The sequence below is a fragment of the Geofilum sp. OHC36d9 genome, assembly GCF_052400685.1.
Taxonomy (GTDB): domain Bacteria; phylum Bacteroidota; class Bacteroidia; order Bacteroidales; family Marinilabiliaceae; genus CAZHHH01.
Genome location: NZ_JBQTGJ010000009.1, coordinates 24556 through 47110, shown reverse-complemented (window position 1 = coordinate 47110; position 22555 = coordinate 24556). Strand labels below are relative to the sequence as shown.

General features: G+C 38.6%; 18 protein-coding genes and 1 tRNA gene. 12 read left to right on the top strand and 7 right to left on the bottom strand.

Annotated elements, in window-relative coordinates:
* Positions 1-94: 94 nt before the first annotated feature.
* From ACT3CD_RS10625 to ACT3CD_RS10605, 5 genes are all read left to right on the top strand, one after another.
* Entirely contained in the window at positions 95-1381 is a 1287-nt protein-coding gene (locus ACT3CD_RS10625; RefSeq protein ID WP_444645548.1) for an IPT/TIG domain-containing protein, read from the top strand.
* 15 nt (positions 1382-1396) lie between these two features.
* A complete protein-coding gene (locus tag ACT3CD_RS10620) occupies positions 1397-4471 on the top strand; it encodes a SusC/RagA family TonB-linked outer membrane protein (RefSeq protein ID WP_444645546.1) in 3075 nt (1024 codons plus the stop codon).
* 10 nt (positions 4472-4481) lie between these two features.
* Positions 4482-6467: a RagB/SusD family nutrient uptake outer membrane protein gene (locus ACT3CD_RS10615; RefSeq protein WP_444645544.1), complete on the top strand. Its 1986-nt coding sequence runs from the start codon at positions 4482-4484 to the stop codon at positions 6465-6467.
* 18 nt (positions 6468-6485) lie between these two features.
* Positions 6486-7361 carry a BT_3044 domain-containing protein gene (locus ACT3CD_RS10610; protein ID WP_444645542.1) on the top strand — a complete coding sequence of 292 codons (876 nt, stop codon included), beginning with the start codon at positions 6486-6488 and terminating at the stop codon, positions 7359-7361.
* Positions 7362-7539: 178 nt separating this feature from the next.
* Complete coding sequence (locus tag ACT3CD_RS10605; RefSeq protein ID WP_444645540.1) at positions 7540-8829, top strand: T9SS type A sorting domain-containing protein; 1290 nt, start codon at positions 7540-7542, stop codon at positions 8827-8829.
* A gap of 52 nt (positions 8830-8881) precedes the next feature.
* Here ACT3CD_RS10605 and ACT3CD_RS10600 read toward each other — a convergent pair whose 3' ends face one another.
* On the bottom strand, positions 8882-9082 hold the full coding sequence (locus ACT3CD_RS10600; protein WP_444645538.1) for a hypothetical protein: 201 nt from the start codon (positions 9080-9082) through the stop codon (positions 8882-8884).
* Positions 9083-9511: 429 nt separating this feature from the next.
* Here ACT3CD_RS10600 and ACT3CD_RS10595 point away from each other — a divergent pair, with 429 nt between their 5' ends.
* The gene (locus ACT3CD_RS10595; protein ID WP_444645536.1) at positions 9512-12121 is read left to right on the top strand and encodes a hypothetical protein; all 2610 of its coding nucleotides are present in this window, start codon (positions 9512-9514) and stop codon (positions 12119-12121) included.
* 189 nt (positions 12122-12310) lie between these two features.
* Here the strand turns inward: ACT3CD_RS10595 and ACT3CD_RS10590 are convergent, their stop codons facing one another.
* Both ACT3CD_RS10590 and ACT3CD_RS10585 read right to left on the bottom strand, forming a co-directional pair.
* Complete coding sequence (locus tag ACT3CD_RS10590; RefSeq protein ID WP_444645693.1) at positions 12311-12835, bottom strand: site-specific integrase; 525 nt, start codon at positions 12833-12835, stop codon at positions 12311-12313.
* A gap of 155 nt (positions 12836-12990) precedes the next feature.
* Positions 12991-13065, bottom strand: a tRNA-Pro gene (locus ACT3CD_RS10585).
* A 308-nt stretch (positions 13066-13373) separates the two neighbouring features.
* Here ACT3CD_RS10585 and ACT3CD_RS10580 point away from each other — a divergent pair.
* The 6 genes from ACT3CD_RS10580 to ACT3CD_RS10555 all read left to right on the top strand — a co-directional run bounded on the left by ACT3CD_RS10580 (position 13374) and on the right by ACT3CD_RS10555 (position 19235).
* On the top strand, positions 13374-13973 hold the full coding sequence (locus ACT3CD_RS10580) for an RNA polymerase sigma-70 factor (protein WP_444645534.1): 600 nt from the start codon (positions 13374-13376) through the stop codon (positions 13971-13973).
* Positions 13974-14081: 108 nt separating this feature from the next.
* On the top strand, positions 14082-14261 hold the full coding sequence (locus tag ACT3CD_RS10575) for a hypothetical protein (protein WP_444645532.1): 180 nt from the start codon (positions 14082-14084) through the stop codon (positions 14259-14261).
* Between the two features lie 40 nt (positions 14262-14301).
* Complete coding sequence (locus ACT3CD_RS10570; RefSeq protein ID WP_444645531.1) at positions 14302-15258, top strand: FecR family protein; 957 nt, start codon at positions 14302-14304, stop codon at positions 15256-15258.
* Positions 15259-15308: 50 nt separating this feature from the next.
* Positions 15309-17939 (top strand): TonB-dependent receptor, encoded by a 2631-nt coding sequence (locus tag ACT3CD_RS10565; RefSeq protein WP_444645529.1) that lies wholly within the window; start codon positions 15309-15311, stop codon positions 17937-17939.
* A 181-nt stretch (positions 17940-18120) separates the two neighbouring features.
* Positions 18121-18831 (top strand): peroxiredoxin, encoded by a 711-nt coding sequence (locus ACT3CD_RS10560; RefSeq protein WP_444645527.1) that lies wholly within the window; start codon positions 18121-18123, stop codon positions 18829-18831.
* Positions 18831-19235, top strand: a complete 405-nt coding sequence (locus tag ACT3CD_RS10555) for a DUF134 domain-containing protein (protein ID WP_444645525.1) — start codon at positions 18831-18833, stop codon at positions 19233-19235. Before ACT3CD_RS10560 ends, ACT3CD_RS10555 begins: the two co-directional genes overlap by 1 nt.
* A gap of 243 nt (positions 19236-19478) precedes the next feature.
* Here ACT3CD_RS10555 and ACT3CD_RS10550 read toward each other — a convergent pair whose 3' ends face one another.
* The 4 genes from ACT3CD_RS10550 to ACT3CD_RS10535 all read right to left on the bottom strand — a co-directional run bounded on the left by ACT3CD_RS10550 (position 19479) and on the right by ACT3CD_RS10535 (position 22534).
* Complete coding sequence (locus ACT3CD_RS10550; protein WP_444645524.1) at positions 19479-20030, bottom strand: 2-oxoacid:acceptor oxidoreductase family protein; 552 nt, start codon at positions 20028-20030, stop codon at positions 19479-19481.
* Between the two features lie 348 nt (positions 20031-20378).
* Positions 20379-21146: a thiamine pyrophosphate-dependent enzyme gene (locus ACT3CD_RS10545; protein WP_444645522.1), complete on the bottom strand. Its 768-nt coding sequence runs from the start codon at positions 21144-21146 to the stop codon at positions 20379-20381.
* A gap of 4 nt (positions 21147-21150) precedes the next feature.
* A complete protein-coding gene (locus tag ACT3CD_RS10540; RefSeq protein WP_444645520.1) occupies positions 21151-22233 on the bottom strand; it encodes a 3-methyl-2-oxobutanoate dehydrogenase subunit VorB in 1083 nt (360 codons plus the stop codon).
* A 64-nt stretch (positions 22234-22297) separates the two neighbouring features.
* Positions 22298-22534, bottom strand: a complete 237-nt coding sequence (locus ACT3CD_RS10535; protein WP_444645518.1) for a 4Fe-4S dicluster domain-containing protein — start codon at positions 22532-22534, stop codon at positions 22298-22300.
* Positions 22535-22555: the final 21 nt, after the last annotated feature.

The following is a 22555-nucleotide window of genomic DNA, read 5'->3' as shown; positions in this document are numbered from 1 at the left end:
TTATGGCTTCGTTTTTTTCATTGACTTTATGGTTAATGCAATTTTATGTGAATTAAAAATAATAGGTGTTTAACAGTTTAATCTACAGATCAGTATGAAAACCAATATAATATTTGGTGTTTTTGGATTACTCTTTTTTTTAGCTGCGATATTCGGTTGCTCAAAATCAGAGTCAGTATCCGAAGCCGGTCATATTTATGACCCGTCAAAGGCGATTGAAATTTATTCTTTCTCACCTGATTCAGGTGGGATGCGTGATAAATGTATTGTAAAAGGAAGGAATTTTGGTTCAGACCCAATTCGCATTCAGGTTTTATTCAATGGGAATAGGAAAGCAAGAGTTATTTCTGCTAACGGCGAAATGATATACTGCATGGTACCTAAACAACCAGATGGATACAATGAAGTAGCGGTCGTGGTTGATGAAGATACTTGTGTGTTTGAAGATAAAAAATTTAAGTATTCAGTGAAAGAATTGGTATCTACGATTGCTGGTAAAGATGAGGAAGGGGGGTACGTGGATGGCTCTTTAGGTGAATCAAGATTTGCCTGGACTTGTGGAATCGGGTATTTAACCGGAAATAATTTGATGATTTGCGAGCGTTTCGATTGGAGAATTCGAATGGTAGCAATGGATGACAATAAAGTGATTACACTTGTGAATGGTTTTAGTACCGGAAGCCCAGCTGTTACAAAGGATAAAAAAACAGCCTTTTGTATTGGTTATGATGCACCTCACATTGTTTATCGCTTTGATCAATCACGTTTATGGATTCCCAAAAGAGTGACTTCAGAAATTCCCGGTTTTTTTGGCAGAATTCAATCAGCATGTTTAGGCCCCAATGAAGAGTGGCTCTATTTCCGTGATAGTGAAGCCAAATTTGGTAGAATGAATATTTCCGATCCGGGATTAGTGGAAATACTAAATACTGATTGCGGTTCCACTGTAAATGGCACTGATAATCATTTGCTTTATCATCCTTTATATAATTGCTTCTTTATGTCAATCGAGTTTGGGCATGGTATCTATAAAATTAGCCTGGATGGAAAAACGGTGGAAGAATTTGCTGGATTTAATGGTGTAGGAAATCAGGATGGAAACCTAGACGAGGCTGTGTTAACTTCTCCAATGGGTATGAAGGTTGATCGGGAAGGTAATATCTACTTTGCTCAAGTTCAAAATCATGTGGTTAGAAAAATTTCTTATCCAGAGGGTTTAGTGACGACTATTGCAGGATCAGCTGGTCAAGCTGGAGGTCAGGATGGTAATCCTTATGTTGCACGATTCAGAGGGCCATGGGATATTGCTATTGATGAAGAAGATAATTTTTACATCACACAGTTCTGGGGAGTTAGTGTTCGCAAATTAGCTATTGAATAGATAAAATAAACAATTATGAAGAGAGTTTTAATATTAGTCATATATTGCATTATCCTGTCTGTGAGTTCTTTATATGCCCAGGAGTCTGATTATATGATAGCGGGGACGGTAATGGATGAAAATGGGGAGACGCTAGTTGGTGTTTCCGTAGTTACTAAAGGGAATGAGCTTGTTGGTACAATCACCGATATTGATGGAAAGTTTAGATTGCGAAAATTAGCAAATAATTCCGTTGTTGTTTTTTCTTTCGTAGGATTTGAATCTTATGAGTATAAAGTTGATGGCTCAAAAGAAAAGATAATCGTTGTTTTGAAAGAAGAAATAGGCTTATTTGATGAAGTGGTTGTTGTAGGACATTCCTCTCAACGTAAGGTTTCTGTAGTAGGAGCGATAAGTTCTTTGGATCCAGCTAGTTTGAGTGTGCCGGCTACCTCTGTTACGAATATGCTTGGGGGACGTGTTCCGGGTATTATTGCTGTTACTCGTAGTGGGGAACCCGGAAAAGATTTTTCTGAGTTTTGGATTCGCGGGATTAGTACGTTTGGAGCTAACCAAAGTGCTTTGGTTTTAATTGACGGTGTACAAGGTAACTTAAATGATTTGGATCCCGCTGATATAGAGAGCTTTTCAGTGCTTAAAGATGCCTCATCGACTGCAGTTTATGGGGTGCGTGGTGCCAATGGCGTGGTGGTTGTTACAACAAATCGCGGCAAGGCTGGTAAGTTGACTATTAATCATAAGTCAAGCGCTACCGTTTCTTTCTCTGCTCGTACGCCTGAATATGTGGATGCAGCTACTTATGCTGCCTTAGCCAATGAGGCACGGGTATCACGAGGGTTTTCACCCAGATACACCGATGTAGAATTAGACTTATTTGAATCAGGACTTGATCCGGATCTCTATCCCAATGTAAATTGGCGAGATGAGATTTTAAAAGATTATACTTTTAATCAACAGCATTATTTGAGTGCTTCTGGTGGGAGTAGCTCAGCACGTTATTTTCTTAGCTTAGGTATTTTGGATAAGGACGCTATTTTTAAACAAGATAAATCGGCTAGTAAGTATGATACCAATGTGAATTATAAAAAATACTCTTTCCGAGCTAATATTGATGCTAATTTAACTGAGAAAACCATTCTTTCATTGGGGATTGATCAGATAATTATAGATCAAAATATGCCTGGGTTTGGAGATATTGATAATAATGATGCATTGTGGACGGCGCAGGCCAACCTAACTCCAGTTACACTTCCTGTAAGATATTCGGATGGTAAACTTCCTGCTTTTGGATTGAATGGGAATCAGGTTTCACCCTATGTTCAGTTGAATAGTACGGGATATAAGGAGCGCAACCGCAGCACTTCTAATTTGAATTTAAATCTTCATCAAGATTTAGATATGATAGTTAAAGGTTTGACGGCCAATATACTTTTTTCTTATGCCGGGAACAGTTACCATAATATTTATAGAAACAAAATGCCTGATCTATATTATGCGAGTAATCGTTCTTTTATAGATGGTTCATTGGTAACACAAATTACCGTCCCTAAATCGGATGTTACATATAACAGAACGACAGGAGTAGATAAAAGATATTATTTTGAGACAAAAGCGGAGTATTCCGGAATTTTTGGTGATCATCGAGTTTCTGCTTTGACTCATTATTATATGGAAAACTACAAGACTTCCTCTGCTAATGATGCTATTGCTTCTATTCCGTTGAGATATCAAGCACTCTCAGCTCGAGCTACTTATTCCTATAAAGATACTTATTTAATAGAGGCAAATGCAGGATATACAGGTTCTGAAAACTTTAGACCAGGCGATCAGTTTGGTTTTTTCCCAGCCATTGCATTAGGATGGGTTCCCACTCAGTATAAGTGGACAAAAGATAATTTGTTCTTCATTGAGTATTTAAAAATACGTGGTTCTATAGGAAAAGTTGGAAACGACCGGATTGCCAATAATCGTAGATTTCCTTATTTAACAACGATGGAAGACATGGGAAGTGCATGGGGAGATGGAATAGGTGAAGCTCAGATTGGTGCAGATAACTTGGAGTGGGAATCTTCAAAAAAGTATGATGTGGGTCTGGATATAAAGACTATAGGTGGAAAAGTTGAGCTGACGGCAGATATTTTCAAAGATGTTCGGACGGGTATTTTCCAAGAACGTGCGTCTATTCCCGAAGAGGGAGGTTTAAGCTCTTTGCCTTTTGCTAATGTGGGCTCAATGGAAAGCGCTGGTTTTGACGGGAATATTAGTTATAATCACAAATTTAGTAAAGATTTATTTGTTACGGTTCGTGGTAACACTACTATTACCCGCAATGAGGTTACCAATTGGGAACAATCCACGATTCGCTACCCTTATCAATCTTTTTCCGGAGTCCCTTATGGTGTGTTACGGGGTTTGATAGCTATGGGGTTGTTTACAGACGAAGATGATGTGGAGAGTAGTCCAAGACAAACTTTTGAGAAAGAAGTTCTTCCGGGCGATATTAAATACAAGGATGTAAATGGTGATGGCAAGATTGATGATGATGACGTAGTTCCTTTATCTTATTCTAATATTCCACAAGTTCAATATGGATTTGCAGCAGAATTGCGTTATAAGAATTGGATGGTCAGTGCATTCTTTGAAGGTGTAGGAAAAGTTAATTTTTTCTATGGTGGAATTGGGTATTATCCATTTGTTGGAGGAGAAACCGGTAATGTCTTAACAATGGTCGCAGATCAGACAAATAGGTGGACTAGTGCAGAAATTTCAGGAACCCCCGACACTGAAAATCCGAATGCTCGTTTTCCTCGTTTGTCATATGGAAATAACAACAATAACAATCGTAATTCTACTTTCTGGTTAGCTGATGCTAGTTATCTGAGACTAAAAAATGTGGAGCTTTCTTATCGATGGAGCAACGCCTGGTTGAAGAATCGGATCGGTATGGAAAGTGCTACTTTTAGTCTTATTGGAGATAATCTGGCTTGTTGGGATAAAGTCAAAATTTGGGATCCAGGACAAGCTTCCTCAAATGGATCGGTGTATCCCCTACAAAGAGCATTTACGTTTCAATTGAATGTAAAATTTTAACTGAAAAATTATGAAAAAGATTACGAAAAATAAGATATTGACAGGGCTGATTGTATTGATAGGTTGTTTATATCTGGTGTCATGCAGCTACCTTGATGTGAGTGAATATATTGATGATATGACAAGTGCGGACTCAGTTTTTGTTCGTAAGGCGTTATTAGATAAGTATATAAAGGGGGCAGCCTCTTATTTGCCTAATGAGAGTAAGCTATATACCGTTACCAGTGATCCTTATCAGATATCTAGTGATGAAAACTTTGTGCCTTGGGATGATGGCAGACATGCCGGCACTCGATTTTTGCAGAATGAGCTGAATACCTTCACGTATGATTTTGCCAATTGGGGCGAATATTATAAAGGTATTAGAAAGGCTAATATTGTGATTGCTCGTATACATGAGTGTTTGGATATTTCGGAAGTAGACAGGCGTGATTATGCAGGGAAGGCTTATTTTCTTAGAGCTTATTATTATTACCTTTTATTGCGTCAGTATGGTCCTATTCCGATTGTGCCAGACGTTGCTTTCGATTCAGATGAGACGATTGGGAATATGGCAATAGCCAGGAGCACTTACGATGAGTGTTGCGATTATATCTGTTCAAATATGCAGACTGCATCTGAAATGTTGGTGTCGAAACGTTCGGCCAGTTCTGAGATATATCAACCTTCTAAAGGAGCAGCATTGGCAGTTATATCACGTGTGAGATTGGAACAGGCCAGTCCTTGGTTTAATGGAAATCAAGCTTATAGTGATTGGAAAACAGAAGATAGTCAGTTTTTTATATCTCAAGAATACGACAATTCGAAGTGGGGTCAGGCTGCTTTAGCGGCAAAGAATGTCATAGATATGGGGATTTATGCGCTGCATACCATTCAAAGGAATTCAAATACGCCACCGCTTCCTGGTAATGTTTCTGCTCTTGCATTTCCTGATGGGGCAGGCAATATCGATCCATTGCGATCGTATAGTGAGCTTTTTAATGGAGAAACATCTATCTATAGTAATACAGAAGTTATTTATGCCTGCGATGCATGGAGGGGATATGGTGAATCAGTAAACTGGCTTGTTATGCCTCAACAAATGGGGGGTGCTAATGGATTAAGTTTGAGTCAAAGCTTAATTGATGATTACTATATGGTTGACGGTCGTGATATTACAAATTCGAGTGTGGAGTATCCTTATCCTTCACAATCGGAGGAGTATCAGCCTATTGGGACAACGACAGATGCGCTTTTAAATTTTTCAGGTTATGAAATCAGACCTCAAACCGCGAAGATGTATATTAATCGAGAGGCACGTTTTTATGCAACAATAGGTTATTGCCATAGTTTATGGCCAGGGACTTCATATTTAGGAAACGAACAGGGGTATAGAAATATAGAGGCAACTTATTATAAAGATGGAAATTGTGTGCCGACTGCTAATTTTCCCGATGATCGTTGTTGGTCTGGTTATACGCTTAAAAAATACACGAACCCAGAAGATAACTTAAAAGGGGTAAACCGGGAAAAAGCTCATCCGATTATTCGTTATGCTGAAATTTTGTTAAACTATGTAGAGGCTTTGAATGAATTGGAAGGAGTTTATACGGATATGGAAAGTGGTTTGACCATCTCCAGAGACGCTAAAGAAATATGTAAGTATTTTAATCAGATCCGTTATCGTGCCGGATTACCTGGGATTAAAGAGTCTGATGCAGCTGATGTAGCTGAAATGAGGGAACTGATTAAGAGAGAACGGAAAATAGAATTAGCCTGTGAGCACTTACGTTTTTTTGATTTACGAAGATGGGGAGATGCATCGGAAGAATTGAATAAACCATTTATGGGAATGAATGTTGAAGCCAAAACCAACCAGCGTCAGTTGTTTTACACAAGAACGCCGGTCAACCAGAAATATGCCAGGCGGTCATTTATTTTTAAAATGAATTTTTTCCCTATTCATCGTGCTACTTTAGATAAAAACCCAAAGTTGATTCAAAATCCAGGTTGGTAATCTTTAAAATTAAGAAAAATGAGAAATAGATTTATTATATTATTATGTATTGCCTTGTCTTTATTGACAGTAGGATGTGTTGAGGATCCACTGGATAGTGAGCAGTATAAAAAACTGGTTTATTTGGTGGGGGCAGTTGATGAACTTCAAACAAAAGATATTTACTATACTTCGGAGGAAGAACAAGATACTTATATTGCTGTAGCTGTCGGAGGCAGTCTTCCTACGACCTCTGATGTGACTGTTTCCTTAGCCGAATGGGATGAGGCTATTGAGAAATACAACAAAAAATATATTGCATCTGGGAAACCAAAGTATCATAAATTGCTTCCTGAGTTTTATTCAGTACCTAATATGGACTGCATTATTAGTGCAGGAGAGACTTATGCACGGATTCCGATTAAGATTCGTGCTCATGAGTTGGACCCAGATTCATTATATATGCTTTCTTTTAAGATTGAGTCTTCTTCTAATGAGATTTCTGACCCGGATCAGGTTTTGTTATTTTCTTTCCAAATGAAGAATCGCTTTTCCGGTACTTATAAATTATCAATAAAAAAAACGGAATGGTTTAATGGAGGTGTTGTTGGTACGCCTTCATTGATCACTTCTATTCGCCAACTAAAAGCAATTGATGAGAATACGATTCGATATTTTAATCTGGCTGATTCTGAAGATTTGAGTAAAATAGCCGAATCCTGTTTGAAAATTTCAGTTAATTCAATTGATAACACGTTAACGATTGAAGGTTGGGATCAGCTTGTCATTAGTCAAGGTGGCGGGAAATATGATCCGATTAAACAAACTTTTGATATTTGGTACGTTTACAGTTTTGATGGAAAAGACTACAAGGTTGAAGGAACATTGACAAATATAGAAATGATTAAAGAGTAATTTGTTTTTTATGAAGCCGTTTTAAGAGTATTGGTTTGTCTCTTAAAGCGGCTTTTCTTATTATAAACGTTTTTTCAGGCAAGCATAGATTGTTGAAAATAGTGTAAAATACCGGCTGTTACTCCTACCTGTTTTATGCTTTTTTTATGAATTAGTTTTAAACATTTAAAGTCAAATTATGAACAAAAATTATTTAATTAAGTTTTTGTTTGTTGGTGTTTTATTTGTTGGTTTTTCGAATCTGGCACAGGGTCAAACGTTAGAATCAGATTCAATCGCACTCGTTGCTTTGTATGATCAATGTGGGGGTGAAAATTGGGGCGATGGATTTAGTAATTGGAAAACAGAAAAGGTAGAAAATTGGGAAAATGTAACAACATCTGTTTTTGATGCTGAAGATGGGTCGGGTGCGATTCGTCGTGTTACGCATATATCTTTCAAAGACTTAAATCTTAGCGGCACTTTGCCAAATGAACTTGGGGGGTTAACCGAAATGTCAGGTAAAATTGAACTTAATGATCAGCCTGGTTTAACTGGTCAATTGCCTTCTTTTCTTTGGAATTGGACTAAAGTTGAACGTTTTCAAGTTAAAAATAGTGGGTTTACTTCGATGGATGCAAGTGGGTTAGAGAAAATGGTGAATTTGTATGAGTTTAATACGGAAGGCACCAAATTTTGTGGCTCTATTCCAGGCGTTCTATTTGAATTACCTGCGATGAAGCAGCTCTATCTGCATGAATCAGCTTTTACTGGTACGATACCCCCAGAAGCCGCTACCGCTGTAAATTTGATACGTTTATATTTGACAAATAATAAACTTACAGGACCACTTCCATTCATTAGTTTTAGTGTTCCTGGTGATGTTAAAGTTAAGCTTACAGGCAATTTTTTTGGATTTAGTGATGTGCAACCGTATGAAGATAATCGATCTTCTTACGCTGACTTTGCTAATGATTTTCAATTTGCACAAGAAAAAGTTGATATTTATGTTTCTGCAGGTGAAACCGCTAATTTTGAGATAAGTGTTGATGGCAGTGATCATGTTTCGTGGTTTAAAGAGAATGAGATTACGCCTATTTCTGAAAACAATGTTTTTGCTATTGATAATGTAGCAGAGGCTAATGAAGGTATTTACACTTGTACAATAACAAAAGATGGTATCTCCCCTTTTTATCTTAAAGCAATTTTTGAACTGATTATTGGTTCGCCAACGGCTATCGGAGACCCGGAAGAAAGTATTTTTTCTGTTTATCCTAATCCGGCAAAAAGTGATTTGTTTGTTAAGGGAGGAAGTAAGTGGGAACGTGCTTTTATTACAGATATTGCGGGTCAGCAAATAGAAGCGAAATATGTTGAAAATTTTGGAACTATGAGAATTGACATTTCACATCTGGAAAGAGGTGGCTATTTTCTAACATTGTATTCCAAGGAACAAGGAAACCAAACGATTAAATTTGTCAAAAATTAGGAGGTTCATTTTAGTCAAATTTTAACTGTAAAGGAAAGGGGATAACTTAATGTTATGCCCTTTCCTTTTTTAGATTTATTAGGTTGTTTTTCCCATATTCCAAATGTAATATTGGTCTTTCCGAATTATCATTGGTTCTTTCAGGCGGAACCCTTGCAGATATTTCGTCTCGTTTTTGCCAGATATGAATGAATTCAGGCTTAATAGAGATGATCGTTTTATTTATTTTTAATTTTTTAGGATTGTTTTCCAATTATCTGTTTTTTATGCCAGTCGGTGGTTAATTTAAATAGGTTCATAAAACCGTTATTTGTTTTGGTATTCATGCATAATACCATAGAATTTAGAATAGCTTTGTATGTTGTTGATTATAAGGCTTTTACCCAAGCTAAAAACTATTGCTTATTTCATTGATTTTCAATTAATTAAATGTTTTGTTATGTGCTAGTATTAAATCCTTATATTTGTCACTGACCTTTTAATCCATAGATGGTATAATAGGAATAAGTGAATTTTTGTAAAATGCTGATTGTTAATATTTTGCAAGATGCGGGTCGAAGTTTATTTGTTTTGGGTTCAAGCAATTAATTGTCGTGTTATTTTCTGAGTAATTTTGTTTAAAAGTTTTTCAAGAATCTCCCTTAAGTTTATCTTTGCGCATATTAGTACAACTGTAAGTAATATGATGAATAAGATTAAGATTCAGCTTCTCTTCATTTATGTTGTTATTACAATGGTGTTTGTGTCCACACTTCAGGCACAAGGATTGCGATTTTATGGAAACTTAGAACATATAGAACGACGCACTTCTTATCTTGTTTTCAATGAAAAGTCTGCACCTGTTTTTACCAAATATATTGATATAAGTTTTGAATTGAAGGTTTATAACTGCGACACTTTTGGTTATTTGTTTCATATTGTAGATTCTCAGGATGATATTGTATATAGTTTTACCTATACTTATTTAGACAATTGGTCTAGTGCCTTCAAATTCAATACTGAGGGTAAGATCAATCACATTTCAATGAATTTTCTTAAAGACTCTATTCGATCGAAATGGATTCCAGTTCGTTTACATATTGACTTATCTACAGGGCAAAGCACTTTGGCTATTGCAGGTAAAACAAAGCATAGCATTAGTAAATTAAAACAATCAGGAACGTTTAAACCTATGCTTACTTTTGGACGATGGAAGAATTTTGTTGATCTACCCTCGTTTGCTATCCGCCATTTAAATGTTTCAGGGGACAAGAAATCATTCCATTTTCTACTAAACGAAAGCAGTGGAGAAATGGTACATGATGCAAAAAGCAAGGTTCAGGGACAAGTGATTAATCCTTATTGGTTAATTAATGACTCCTACCACTGGGCCAAGGCCTTTACCATTAATTCAGGGAAAACCCTTGGCTCCAATTTTAATGAAGTGCAACAAACGATTTTATTATTTAATCAGGATTCACTTTATACCTACCGGGTTGATCAGAATCAATTAGAGAGAAAAGATTATGCTAATACAATGCCTGTTAAAATGCTATTGGGGACCAATTTTATAGACGAAACCGCCAATAAGATTTATGCATACGAAATAAATAGCCTTCCTTATGGAAATACTACCATCGCGGCATTAGATGTACCAACGTTAACATGGCAAGCTATTGGAAAGGCATCCACACCTGTTCAATTGCATCATCACAATGGTTTTTTAGATAAAAGAAGAGGACGATACCTTGTATTTGGTGGTTTTGGAAGCAGACTTTATAGCAATAATTTCTTATTCTATAACTCGGAGTTTGATCGTTGGGATACGTTGCAATTTAAAGGTGACAGCATTTCTCCTCGTTTTTATTCGTCGATGACCCCTTCCAGGCAAGGAGATTACCTGTATATTTATGGTGGGGTTGGGAATGAAACGGGAGACCAAAGTATGGGGCACAATTACTACCACGACCTCTATCGAATAGACTTAACGCAACAAACGATAACAAAATGTTGGGATAACCAATTGAACGAGAAGTTGGTTCCGGCGCAACGAATGGTTCTGTCGGCAGATGAAAAGTATTTGTACGTGCTGCGTTATGCCGAGTATGAGACCGCCTCTCATTTGCAGCTTTATCGTATATCAGTCGCAAATGGAGAACTTGAGAAATTAGGAGATTCTATTCCTTTCGTCTCAGAGTCTATAGCTTCGACTATCGCTCTCTATTATAACCCGGTACTTCAGGAGTTTTATTGTATTATTCAAGAGTACGAAGATCGAACCCAGAGTGTAAAAGCGATAATTTATACCCTCTCAGCACCACCGGTAGGCCAATCGGAAATGGAATTGTACTCAACTTCGTCAATCGTAAATGTAGGAAGTCTTTTTTTAATTCTTTTTGTTGCTGGCATTTTAGGTTTAATTGTGTTTCTACTGGTCTTCTTCTATATGCGAAGTAATCGAAGACGAGGGAAAATGGCATCTAATGAAGAGCCAGTGCTTGTCTCTACCCATTCAGGGCCAATTTCTATACCTACTCCGACATCAGAGTCAGCTTTAAAATCAGTTCCTGAGCAATTGGAGAGAAAGTTGGCTCCTCAGAAAGAATTTAATAAAATATATTTGTATGGCGTATTTACCGTATACGGAAAATCGGGGAGAGACATCACTCACTTATTTAGCAATAAGCCGAAGCATGTCTTTCTGTATATTTTGTTAAATAGTACCCAGGAAGGTGTTAGCTCGAAGCAGCTTAACAATATTTTTTGGCCTGAAAAGACGGAAAAAAAAGTGAAGAATCTTAAAGGTGTTACGATAAGTAATCTTCGAAAAATATTATTAGAGATAGAGGGGATAAAGCTCGTTTACGAAAGAGGGTTTTATAAAATAGTAATTAGTGAACCTTGCTATTGTGATTATTTCTTTTTGCAGGCGCATTTGACGGAATATCCACAATCATTAGATGGACTGCTTCCTATATGGGAAAGAGGTCAATTATTGGAGAATAGCCGGCAGGTGTTTTTTGATAATTACAAACAGTATTCTGAAGATATCATCTTTTCAAATCTTCCACAAGAGCTATCGAAACATTATCAGAAAAACGAATTTAAATACGTATTACGTATTTGTGCTGTTCTATTAAAAAGAGATCAACTATATGAACCGGCATTAGCCTACAGCATTTATTCTTATAAACGCCTTAATGAGTTTGAAAAACTCTATAAAACATACGCTATATTCGTTAGTGAATATCGCAATACAATGGGACAAGATTATCCCAAGAGTTTAGAGGACTTGATTGAAGAAGGAAAATAGAAACACGGTTCGGTTAAATCTTTTGTTGTTGCTTTAGAGACTTTGGGATCTGTTCTAAAGTTGTAGGTCCTTGATTGATTACCTGAAATTATTGAAGATGTTAGCTCATCTTGATTTGGGTAATATTGGAATACGAACTGGCTGCTTGGTCTTTTCCCGGCTAACTGTTATCCAATTTTCTCCGTCTATTCAGATAGAAATATTTTCAGGTTTTAACTGTATTGCATCAATATAAGCAAGTCCGGTATAACAACTAAAAACAAATAAATTACGTACATAATTTAACCGCGGTATAGATAGTCGTTTTTCTTCAATACTTCGAAGTTCTTCTGCACTGAGGAAAGCCCTGGTTGTTTTGTGAAATTTTAATTTATAGTAAGTAAAAGGATTCTTTTCTAGCCATTCCATACGTGCTCCCATATTAACAATTTTCCTAAAACGCTCAAGATGCTTCATTACTCCGTTGTTTCCAATAGGTTTATGATGATCTAATGGCTTATATGTGCGTAAGAAATGCTCAAAATCGGTAATAAATTGCAGAGTCAAATCAGCTAAAGGATAATCACTTAATTTATATCTTTTATTGAGATATAATTTCAAGTATTTCTCGGTAGTATAATAATTTTTTAATGTACCTGAAGCTAATATTTCTTGCATATTTTTATTGGGATAATCGACTAGTTTGAGGAGAGTAGGACTTTCGTTATTACTAATAAACTCTTGGAGAACTAAATATACGATTTAATTTAGGTCGCGGAATAGTTCTCATTTTTTACGATATATATCAATTTGATTTAAATCGCAAAAAACACAAAAGCCTGTAAATCATACGATTTACAGGCTTTTGTGTTTTTTTGAATCACGTTTTGTCGGGATGAGAAGATTCGAACTTCCGACCCCTCGCCCCCCAGACGAGTACTCTAACCGGACTGAGCTACATCCCGAATTGTGATATCGTTCGAAAACGACGATGCAAAGATAATGATAATATTAATTCAAGCAACGGTGCCATTTAAAAATGCAGAAAAAAGAGTGTCGTCGGGCGTCTGGTGTTTGGTAACATTTTTTTATTCAGACAGATGTCATTAATTATTTTTTTCGTTTCAACCGTCATTAATTCCATTTCAAAGATAATATTTCGTTACTTGGGAAGAGTAATAAGTGGTAACGTAAGATATGAGTCATAAAAAACCATTATTTTTGTGACCGAAATAAGTATTTTTAAACCAATCGATTCGCATTTTATTAATAAATGAGCAATACGCCATTGATACCCGATGATATAACACTCGCAGCTGGACTGAAACGAGGAGAGGAGGTCGCATTCCGATATCTGTTTGACAAATATTATCATCGTCTGGTCGTTTTTGCCAACCGATTGCTTAGCGACTCTGATTTATCGAGGAGTATTGTTCAGGATGTGTTTGTGATGCTTTATGATAAAAAGGCAGAAATAACCATTCATACCAGTTTAAATGCCATGATGCATCAGATGGTACGCAATCGTTGTTTAAATTATATCAAACGTGATAAGATGAAGCGCGAGCATCATCAACAAATATTTTTACAAAGCAACGAGAGCGAATTGCCTGTTCAATCGTTGGAATATGAAGAACTGGAAACAGCCATTAACGAGGTGATTGAGGATTTGCCGGTACAGTGTCAACGTATTTTTAAATTAAGTCGTTTTAAAGGACAAACCAATCAGGAAATAGCCGACGCGCTCAGTCTATCCAAACGGACGGTGGAGACGCAAATAAGCAATGCGCTTAAGCGGTTGAGGGTTGAACTTCGACAACGCGATCTTTTGCCTCCTTTACTATCACTACTCTGCCTTTTTTTATTTTTTTAGTATCCAAATAAGAAAAACATTTCTTAGAATCAATACGTGCATTAATCTTTTGAATTGTCATATATTCAGATTTAAGAGAAGAAGTTTTATATTGGAAAAATTAGTACTATGGAATTTTTACTTCAACTAATTGCCGAAATGTTCGGGACAGAGCCCGGTGTTGAATCTGAAACTGCAATCACAACAATGGTTGAAACAGCGCAGGATGAAGAATTGCAGCAGTCACTTGATCAAAAGGAAGAGATAGAGCCGGCCCCTAGTTTTTTTGGTGTTATGCAGTTTCATTAATAGCCAATTGGTAGTACGAAGTATTTATTGATTAAAAAAAATGAAAGCAGAGCAACCATATAATGAAACGCTGATTGTCCGCTATTTGTGCGGAGAAGCAGATGAGGCTGAAGTCGGGCAGGTTAAGTCACTTCTCGTTTCGGACAGCCATTTCAGAGACTTTTTTGAACAAACTCGTTTTGTTTGGGAGCAATCAGCACGACCCAATTATAATATTAATCACGACTGGGAAGTTATCCGCCGCCGTATTGGCTTTGAAACGCCAACTGTTTCGCTTTGGCATTATTTTACCCGTATCGCGGCTGTTCTTGCCGTAGTTTTGTCTGTATCCGCTGGGCTATGGGTTTATTGGAATGTGCCGGGGTATGGCCGTTGGGTCGTATTTGAAACAGGAGCTCTCTCTGATTCTTTAGTATTGCCGGATGCCAGCGTTGTTTTCCTTAATCGTAATTCGTCCTTAAAATATCCTTCTGTTTTTAGTGATGAACAAAGACGAGTAGCCCTTGAAGGTGAAGGCTTTTTTGAAGTTACTCCGGATAAAAGGCGTCCGTTTAAGATTAAAGCAGGCGATGTAGATGTCAGGGTGGTTGGTACAGCTTTTAATCTTGATGCCACGAGAGCCGATGGGGTTGTTGAACTTAATGTTACGCATGGTACGGTTTTGATTAAGAATCGAGAGAACGAGATATTGGTCAATAAAGGGGAGTGGGCTTTGGCCAGTCGCGAAGTGGTTGGTAAGGGACTTATTACCAATAACAATTTTTTGTCGTGGAAGACCGGGATGTTAGAGTTTAATAATGCCACTTTAAAAGAAATATCATCAGCCTTAAATCATCATTTTGCTGAAATAAAAAAGGTGGAAATCGATACAGAAAGTAATGTTTTGGTAACCACGCGTTTTGATGGGCAAAATTTGGCTGAAATTTTGGATGAGTTATCGGTTCATTTTCAAAAAAAGTTTCTTCTTGATCATGGTACTTTAGTGATATCTGAGTAATTTCGTGGGGTAATCTTTAATAGATGATCCCGCAAGTTTTATATAAATATATGATATGGTGCGGGGCTGCCTTCCTTTGGGGATCAGCCTCGTTTTCGTTATATGCTCAGGATACTACCCCTATTGTTCGCATCGAGCATCGAACAGGATCGTCTGTTGAACTTATTGAGCGGTTGGAACAGGCCTCCGGGTGGGTCATTAGCTACAGCTCCCGATTGTGTGAAAGACCCAATATAACGCTTTCGGCTGAACCCCAAACCCTTTTGAAATATCTGGAAGAAATTTTCAACGATTGTCCTTTCTCTTTTCTTCTGCGGGAAAATCGTATCATTTTACAACCATTACAAGACAGATCCCGCAATTTCACTATAAGTGGATTTGTACGCGACAGTTTATTGGGGGAGTCGTTGCCGGCTGCCAATCTTTTTGATTATAACATTGGAAAGGGGGTCATCAGCAATAATTATGGTTTTTTTAGTATTACACTTCCCAATGGTGCTGTTGATCTTAATGTGTCGTACGTTGGTTACAAACCAGGACGTCGAAAGTTTAATTTACAGCGCGATACTGTCATATTTATTGATTTGGCACCAAATCTTCAGTTACAGGAAGTGCTGGTATACGGAATGGAATCTTCTCAGGATTTGACAGCCCGTGCCTATGGGGGATATGTACTCCCGATGGAGAATATCAGACAGACCCCGGTTTTATTTGGAGAAACCGATTTGGTTAAGAGTATTCAGATGCTGCCCGGAATTCAGGGCGGAAGTGAAGGTTTTAGCGGCCTTTATGTAAGAGGGGGAGGACCCGATCAAAATTTGATTTTGCTGGACGATGTGCCTGTGTATAATGTTGGCCATCTTTTGGGGTTTTATTCGGTTTTTAACACCGATATCATAAAACATGTAACTGTTTATAAAGGGAGCTTCCCGGCACGATACAGTGGCCGGTTGTCGTCGGTCATTGATATAAAAATGATTGATGGAAATAAGGAAAAAATTCGGTCGACTCTAAATGTGGGGCTTCTTTCATCGAGTTTGGCTTTAGATGGCCCCATAAAAAAAGGAAAATCGGCTTTTGCACTTTCGTTCCGGCGTACTTATCTTGATTTGTTTGCCTGGTGGATTCAACGTAATCAGGATGAAACGTCAAACTATTTTTTTTATGATGTAAATGCCAAATATAACTACGATTTTAGTCTGAGAAATAAGCTGTACTTCAGTTTCTATTATGGCCGTGACAAATATTATACGACTTATAACTCGCGCGAGGTTGAATATTTAGATTCTTCTGACAAGTCTATTCGCAGTTCGGTAGAAGATAATAGCAATATTGGATGGGGAAATCTGGTGGGCGCTTTGCGCTGGAATTCTGTTTGGACCAATAAATTGTTTAGCAATTTAACGGTTACCTATTCAGATTATGTCTTTTTTATTGGGCTCGAAAGCAGCAATAAAGTGAATGATACCTGGGAAAGTTATGAACAGCGATACTTAAGTGGGGTAAAGGATTATAGTGCAAAAATCGATTTTGATTACTACCCGGCCCGGGCTCATTTTATTAAATTTGGGGCGGGCTATATCCGTCACATCTTTAATCCCGGAATTGATATTGTAAAGCGTGATATTGACTCGGAGTCGCCTACAGATGCCACGATAGGTGATTTATACTTATATGGCGGGGAGTGGAATTTTTACTTGGAAGACGATTTTACAATCGGGAAGCAGGTTCGTATCAACATGGGCGTTAGTGGTGCTTTATTCAGAAGTGGAGATGAGGTTTACCGAACTTTGGAGCCGCGACTTGCCGTTGCCTATAGCCCGGTGAAGAGATGGACTTTCCGTTCATCGTATACTGAAATGTCCCAGTATATGCACATTGTCAGTTCTTCAAGCATTGCCCTGCCAACCGATTTGTGGTTGCCGGTAACCGATCGTTTGCCGCCAATGACTTCACAGCAGATTTCTTCAGGCATTGATTATAACCCCGGGGAGAAAAGAGTCTATTCGTTATCGTTGGATGGTTATGTGAAAAGACAGAAGAATCTGCTCCATTATAAGGAGAGTACAAGTTTTTTTGATTATAGCACTGAATGGGAGGATAAGCTTACCCTGGGAGACGGTTTGTCTTTTGGTGCTGAGCTTTATCTTCAAAAACTTAAAGGTCGCTGGCAGGGATGGACCTCATATACCATTGCCAAAACCACTAATACTTTTCCCGATTTGAATGATGGCGAAGCATTTCCAACCCGATTTGACCGACGTCATGATTTTAAAATAAATGTTTCCTATAATATCAGGGACAATATTAGGGCTTATGGTCTTTGGCAATATGGCAGTGGAATGCCTGTTACGCTGCCCAACGAGAAGTATTATACGCCGAATCTTCCGTATCAAAATACCCCGTCGGAGCTTCAATTTGCTGAAGATTTTGGTAAATATAATGATTACCGGATGCCTGATTTTCATCGTTTGGATTTGGGTGTTAGTTTTACTAAGAAACGAAGCAGATCTACGCGTATATGGGATGTAGGGGTGGTTAATGCTTATGGGCGTCAGAATCCTTTTATGCTTTATTTTTCAAATGATGATGGCGATGAGGTCACGTCGCAACGAAATTTAAAGCAGCTTAGTATTTTGCCAATTCCGATTCCTTTTGTTAGATATACGCTTAAGTTTTAAGGCGTTTAAATTGTTTATCTTTTTTGTTTTCATTATATTTCATGCTGCACACTTGCAATGTATTGATTCAATTTTGTATTAGCTGAGTTGTGAATTTTTGGCTTTGTTCGTAATTAAGTCGGGAGTTTACAAGCTTTAGTTATTTCATATTTCAATAAACCGCGTTTTAAATTTTATTGCCATGGAAGAACAACAAGAAATTTATGCAATGCCTCGCATTAATGATGATGCGCCTGCATTTACAGCAGAGACAACTCAGGGAACTATTAATTTTCCGTCCGATTATAAAGGAAAATGGGTTATTCTTTTTAGTCACCCTGCTGATTTTACGCCGGTTTGCACCTCTGAATTTATGACTTTTGCCAGTATGCAGGATGAATTCAAGGCGTTAAATACGGAGCTGGTTGGTTTGTCGGTCGATGGGCTTTACAGCCATATTGCCTGGTTGCGTACTATTAATGAAAAGATTGAGTATAAGGGGATGAAAAATGTGGAGGTGACTTTCCCATTAATTGAGGATATTACCATGAACGTGGCCAAGAAATATGGTATGATTATGCCCGGAGAGAGTTCAACCAAGGCTGTTCGTGCTGTATTTGTTATTGATCCGGTTGGAAAAATCAGAACGATTATTTATTATCCGCTTTCTATGGGCCGTAATTTCGACGAGTTGAAACGTGTGGTTATTGCCTTACAGACAGCTGATGCATTTAATATAGCTACGCCTGCCGATTGGAGACCAGGTGATGATGTCATTGTTCCGACGGCCGGTTCATGCGGCACAGCAAAAACACGTATGGAAGGTAAAGAAGGAGAAATGAAATGTTACGATTGGTTCTTCTGCACCAAGCCATTGGCCGAAGAAAAAGTTTATAAAGCCATTAAGAAATAATGGCTCGTCCTAAGCGAAAACGATTGATTCAAAGCCCTCCTACTGTGGAGGGCTTTCGTCCTTTCGGGGTGCCCGTCGGTAATTTGGAGCCCGTAGTGTTGCTTTATGAAGAGTATGAAGCTTTACGGTTGATGGATTATGAAAATATGAAACAGGAAGATGCGGCTAAAGAAATGTCGGTTTCAAGGCCTACTTTTACGAGAGTGTACCGGAAGGCCCGGGTGAGCATTGCGAAAGCTTTGGTAGAAGGGAAAGCCATTTTTATTGATGGCGGAAATTTTCATGCCACCGATTTTTGGTACCGGTGCGAAGATTGTTTTCGGTTAAATATGGGCGAGAAGGCCGTCAAATATTGTTTTTACTGTAGTTCGCCGGCTTTGAAACGGCTCGACCAAAATGAGTAACTATGAATCTTGACCATTGCAAAGAAGCTGGAAACTGCTTGTGTGTGAAATGTGATTTAATTATCCCTCACCAAAAAGGGAAACCCTGTGTCAATGAGTTGTGTCCTAACTGTGGGGGGAAGCTCATGCGCGAGGGTAGTTATCACCATCAGCTTTATCTGTCAAAAATGAAAGCGAATGAAAGTAAAAAAGGCAATCAAAAATAAATTCTGATTGCCTTTTTTCTAGTATTACGACAGTTCTTTATACTGTTTGAATGGATTTTACAATTTCAGTTCCCCTGGTAATGGCTTCTTTGTTAAGAGGCAATAGTTTGTGATGCCGTTCGGGAAGTGATTTTTTTAATCCGGACATTACATTATCCATGCTAACCACGGGTTTAATTTTAAGATAGGCACCCAATACAATCATGTTGAATGTTTTTGAATTATTCATTTTAGATGCTTCTTCGGTGGCATCAATGCGGTAAATGTTGATGTCTTTACGTTGCGGATGCCGGGTAATACCGTTGCCATCATAAAGTAATAAGCCGCCCGGTTTAACACTTTCTTCAAACTTTTCCATGGATTGTTGGTTAAGAATGATTGCAGTATCGTATTTTTTTAAAATTGGAGAGCTGATGCGGCTATCGCTTAGTATGACGGTAACATTGGCTGTTCCGCCTCGCATTTCGGGGCCATATGAAGGCATCCATGATACTTCCATATTTTGCATAACACCTGAATAGGCCAAAATTTTTCCCATTGATAATACGCCTTGACCGCCAAAACCTGCTATAATTATTTCTTCATTCATGTGTCTGTTTTTAATCGGTTCACATGGAACTCGCCATTATAGTCCTGATAAATCCAAATTACGGGTGTCGGTTTTATCGGGAGGCCGGGCTCCTGTTTAAATTTAACTATTTAGTGTCAGCCAGAAAACACCATTTTTTTTCGTACGCTTGTTTTTAAAATGATCATTTGCCGCCGTAAACTTACCTTTTTAAGCTTCGAAAGCTTCAAAAATGGAACTTTCTTATCTGACACCAGAGTTTTTTGGCAAGCACTAATTAGATTGCGTCTTTAAAGCCAAACTCACAACTTTAAGGACTGGCGCTAATTAATGGCTCGTTTTATCACCGTTTCAAAGTAACAAAGGAACCTATTCATCTTTCAGATCGCCTAAAGGATAGAAAGGAAACATATTTTCTTCCATCCATTTGTTGGCTTTTACCGGCGTCATTTTCCACCCTGAGTTACAGGTTGAAACGATTTCGATAAATGAAGTTCCTTTATTTTGTTTTTGATTTTCAAAAGCTTTAATGATTGCTTTTTTTGTTTTACGAACCGCAGCCGCTGTGTGAACGGCCTGGCGGGTCACATAGCAGGTGCCGGGGAGGGTTGCCACAATTTCGGTCATTTTGAGTGGATTGCCATCACGTTCCGGATCGCGACCAAATGGGCAGGTGGCTGTCGGCATGCCTTCTAATGTGGTAGGAGCCATCTGTCCTCCTGTCATACCGTAAATACCATTATTGATAAAAATGATGACGATATTTTCGCCACGATTACAGGAATGAATGGTCTCGGCCGTTCCAATGGCGGCGAGGTCGCCATCACCCTGGTAGGTGAAGACAAATTTGTCGGGACGCAGTCTTTTTATGGCGGTTGCCAGCGCCGGAGCACGTCCGTGAGCAGCTTCCTGCCAATCAATATCGATATAATTATAGAGTAACACTGCACAACCCACCGGTGTTATTCCTATTACATCTGATTGAATGCCCATTTCTTCGATCACTTCGGCTACCAATTTGTTGGCCACCCCATGGCTACAGCCGGGGCAATAGTGCATGGGCGTATCGGTAATCAGGCTGCTCTTTTTATAAACCAGATTCTCCGGTTTGATGATATCTTTGATTTCTATTGACATAACCTTATCCTCCAATGATTTTTTCTTTTAGCGCCTCAGCAACTTCTTCGGGTGAGTGAACAACGCCTCCCAGACGGCCGTAGTGTTCAACTTTTACTTTTCCTTCCACCGAAAGACGAACATCTTCGACCATTTGTCCGGCGCTCATCTCTACTGCTAACATCCCTTTAACCTGCGAAGCCAATGCCTTAATAGGTTTTGTCGGGAACGGGAAGAGCGTGATGGGACGTAACAGACCTACCTTGATGCCTTCGCTGCGCATCGTTTCAACGGCTTTTTCGCAGATGCGGGCACTGGAGCCATAGGCTACAAAGAGGTATTCAGCATCTTTACACTGTATTTCTTCGTAACGGACTTCTTCTTCTTCTATTTTTTTGTATTTGGCCTGAAGTTTATAATTGAAACGTTCAAAGGCCTGATTGTCCAGTTCAACTGATGTTATAATATTGCGATCGCGTGATGCCGGTTTTCCGGTGGTGGCCCACGGGTGCATTTTTGCTATTTCTTCGTTGGTCCAACGTTTTTTGAAGGGCTTCATCTGCACTTTTTCCATCATTTGGCCAATCATTCCGTCGCTCAGAATCATGGCCGGGTTGCGATATTTAAATGCCAAATCGAATGCCAGTTCAACAAAGTCGGCCATCTCCTGAACCGAAGCAGGCGCCAGTACAATTAATTTGTAATCGCCATGTCCTCCGCCTTTAACGGCCTGAAAATAGTCGGATTGAGCAGGTTGTATAGTACCTAGTCCTGGCCCTCCTCTAACTACATTTACTACCAGGCATGGCAGTTCTGCGCCTGCAAGATAGGTTAGACCTTCCTGCATGAGGCTAATACCCGGGCTTGATGATGATGTCATTACTTTTTTACCACAACCGGCGCCACCATATAACATATTAATAGACGCTGTTTCGCTTTCGGCCTGTAAAACGACCATTCCGGTGGTTTCCCAGGGCTTGTTGATCATCAACGTTTCCATCACCTCCGACTGGGGCGTGATGGGGTAACCAAAATAACCGTCAACGCCACAGCGAATAGCGGCCTCGGCGATGGCTTCGTTACCTTTCATTAATCTTACTTCGCTCATTGTAATGTTTTAAATTACCTGATTACCGATTTCAGGTCGGTTCAATGAATGTTTTTGATGCTGCTTATGCCGTTTCGGCTACTTTAACACGATACACGGTTATGCAGCTGTCGGTGCATACTGTAGAACAATTGGCACAGCCTGTACATGCTTCCGGATTGGCCATAAAGGCATAGTTATATCCTTTGGCATTAACATGGTCTGATAAATTAATTACGTTGGTAGGGCATGCTTCCACACATAAATTACAGCCTTTGCAGGTTGCAATGTTTACTTCAATTGCACCTCTAACTTTTGCCATAAACTTTATTTTTTTAATTTT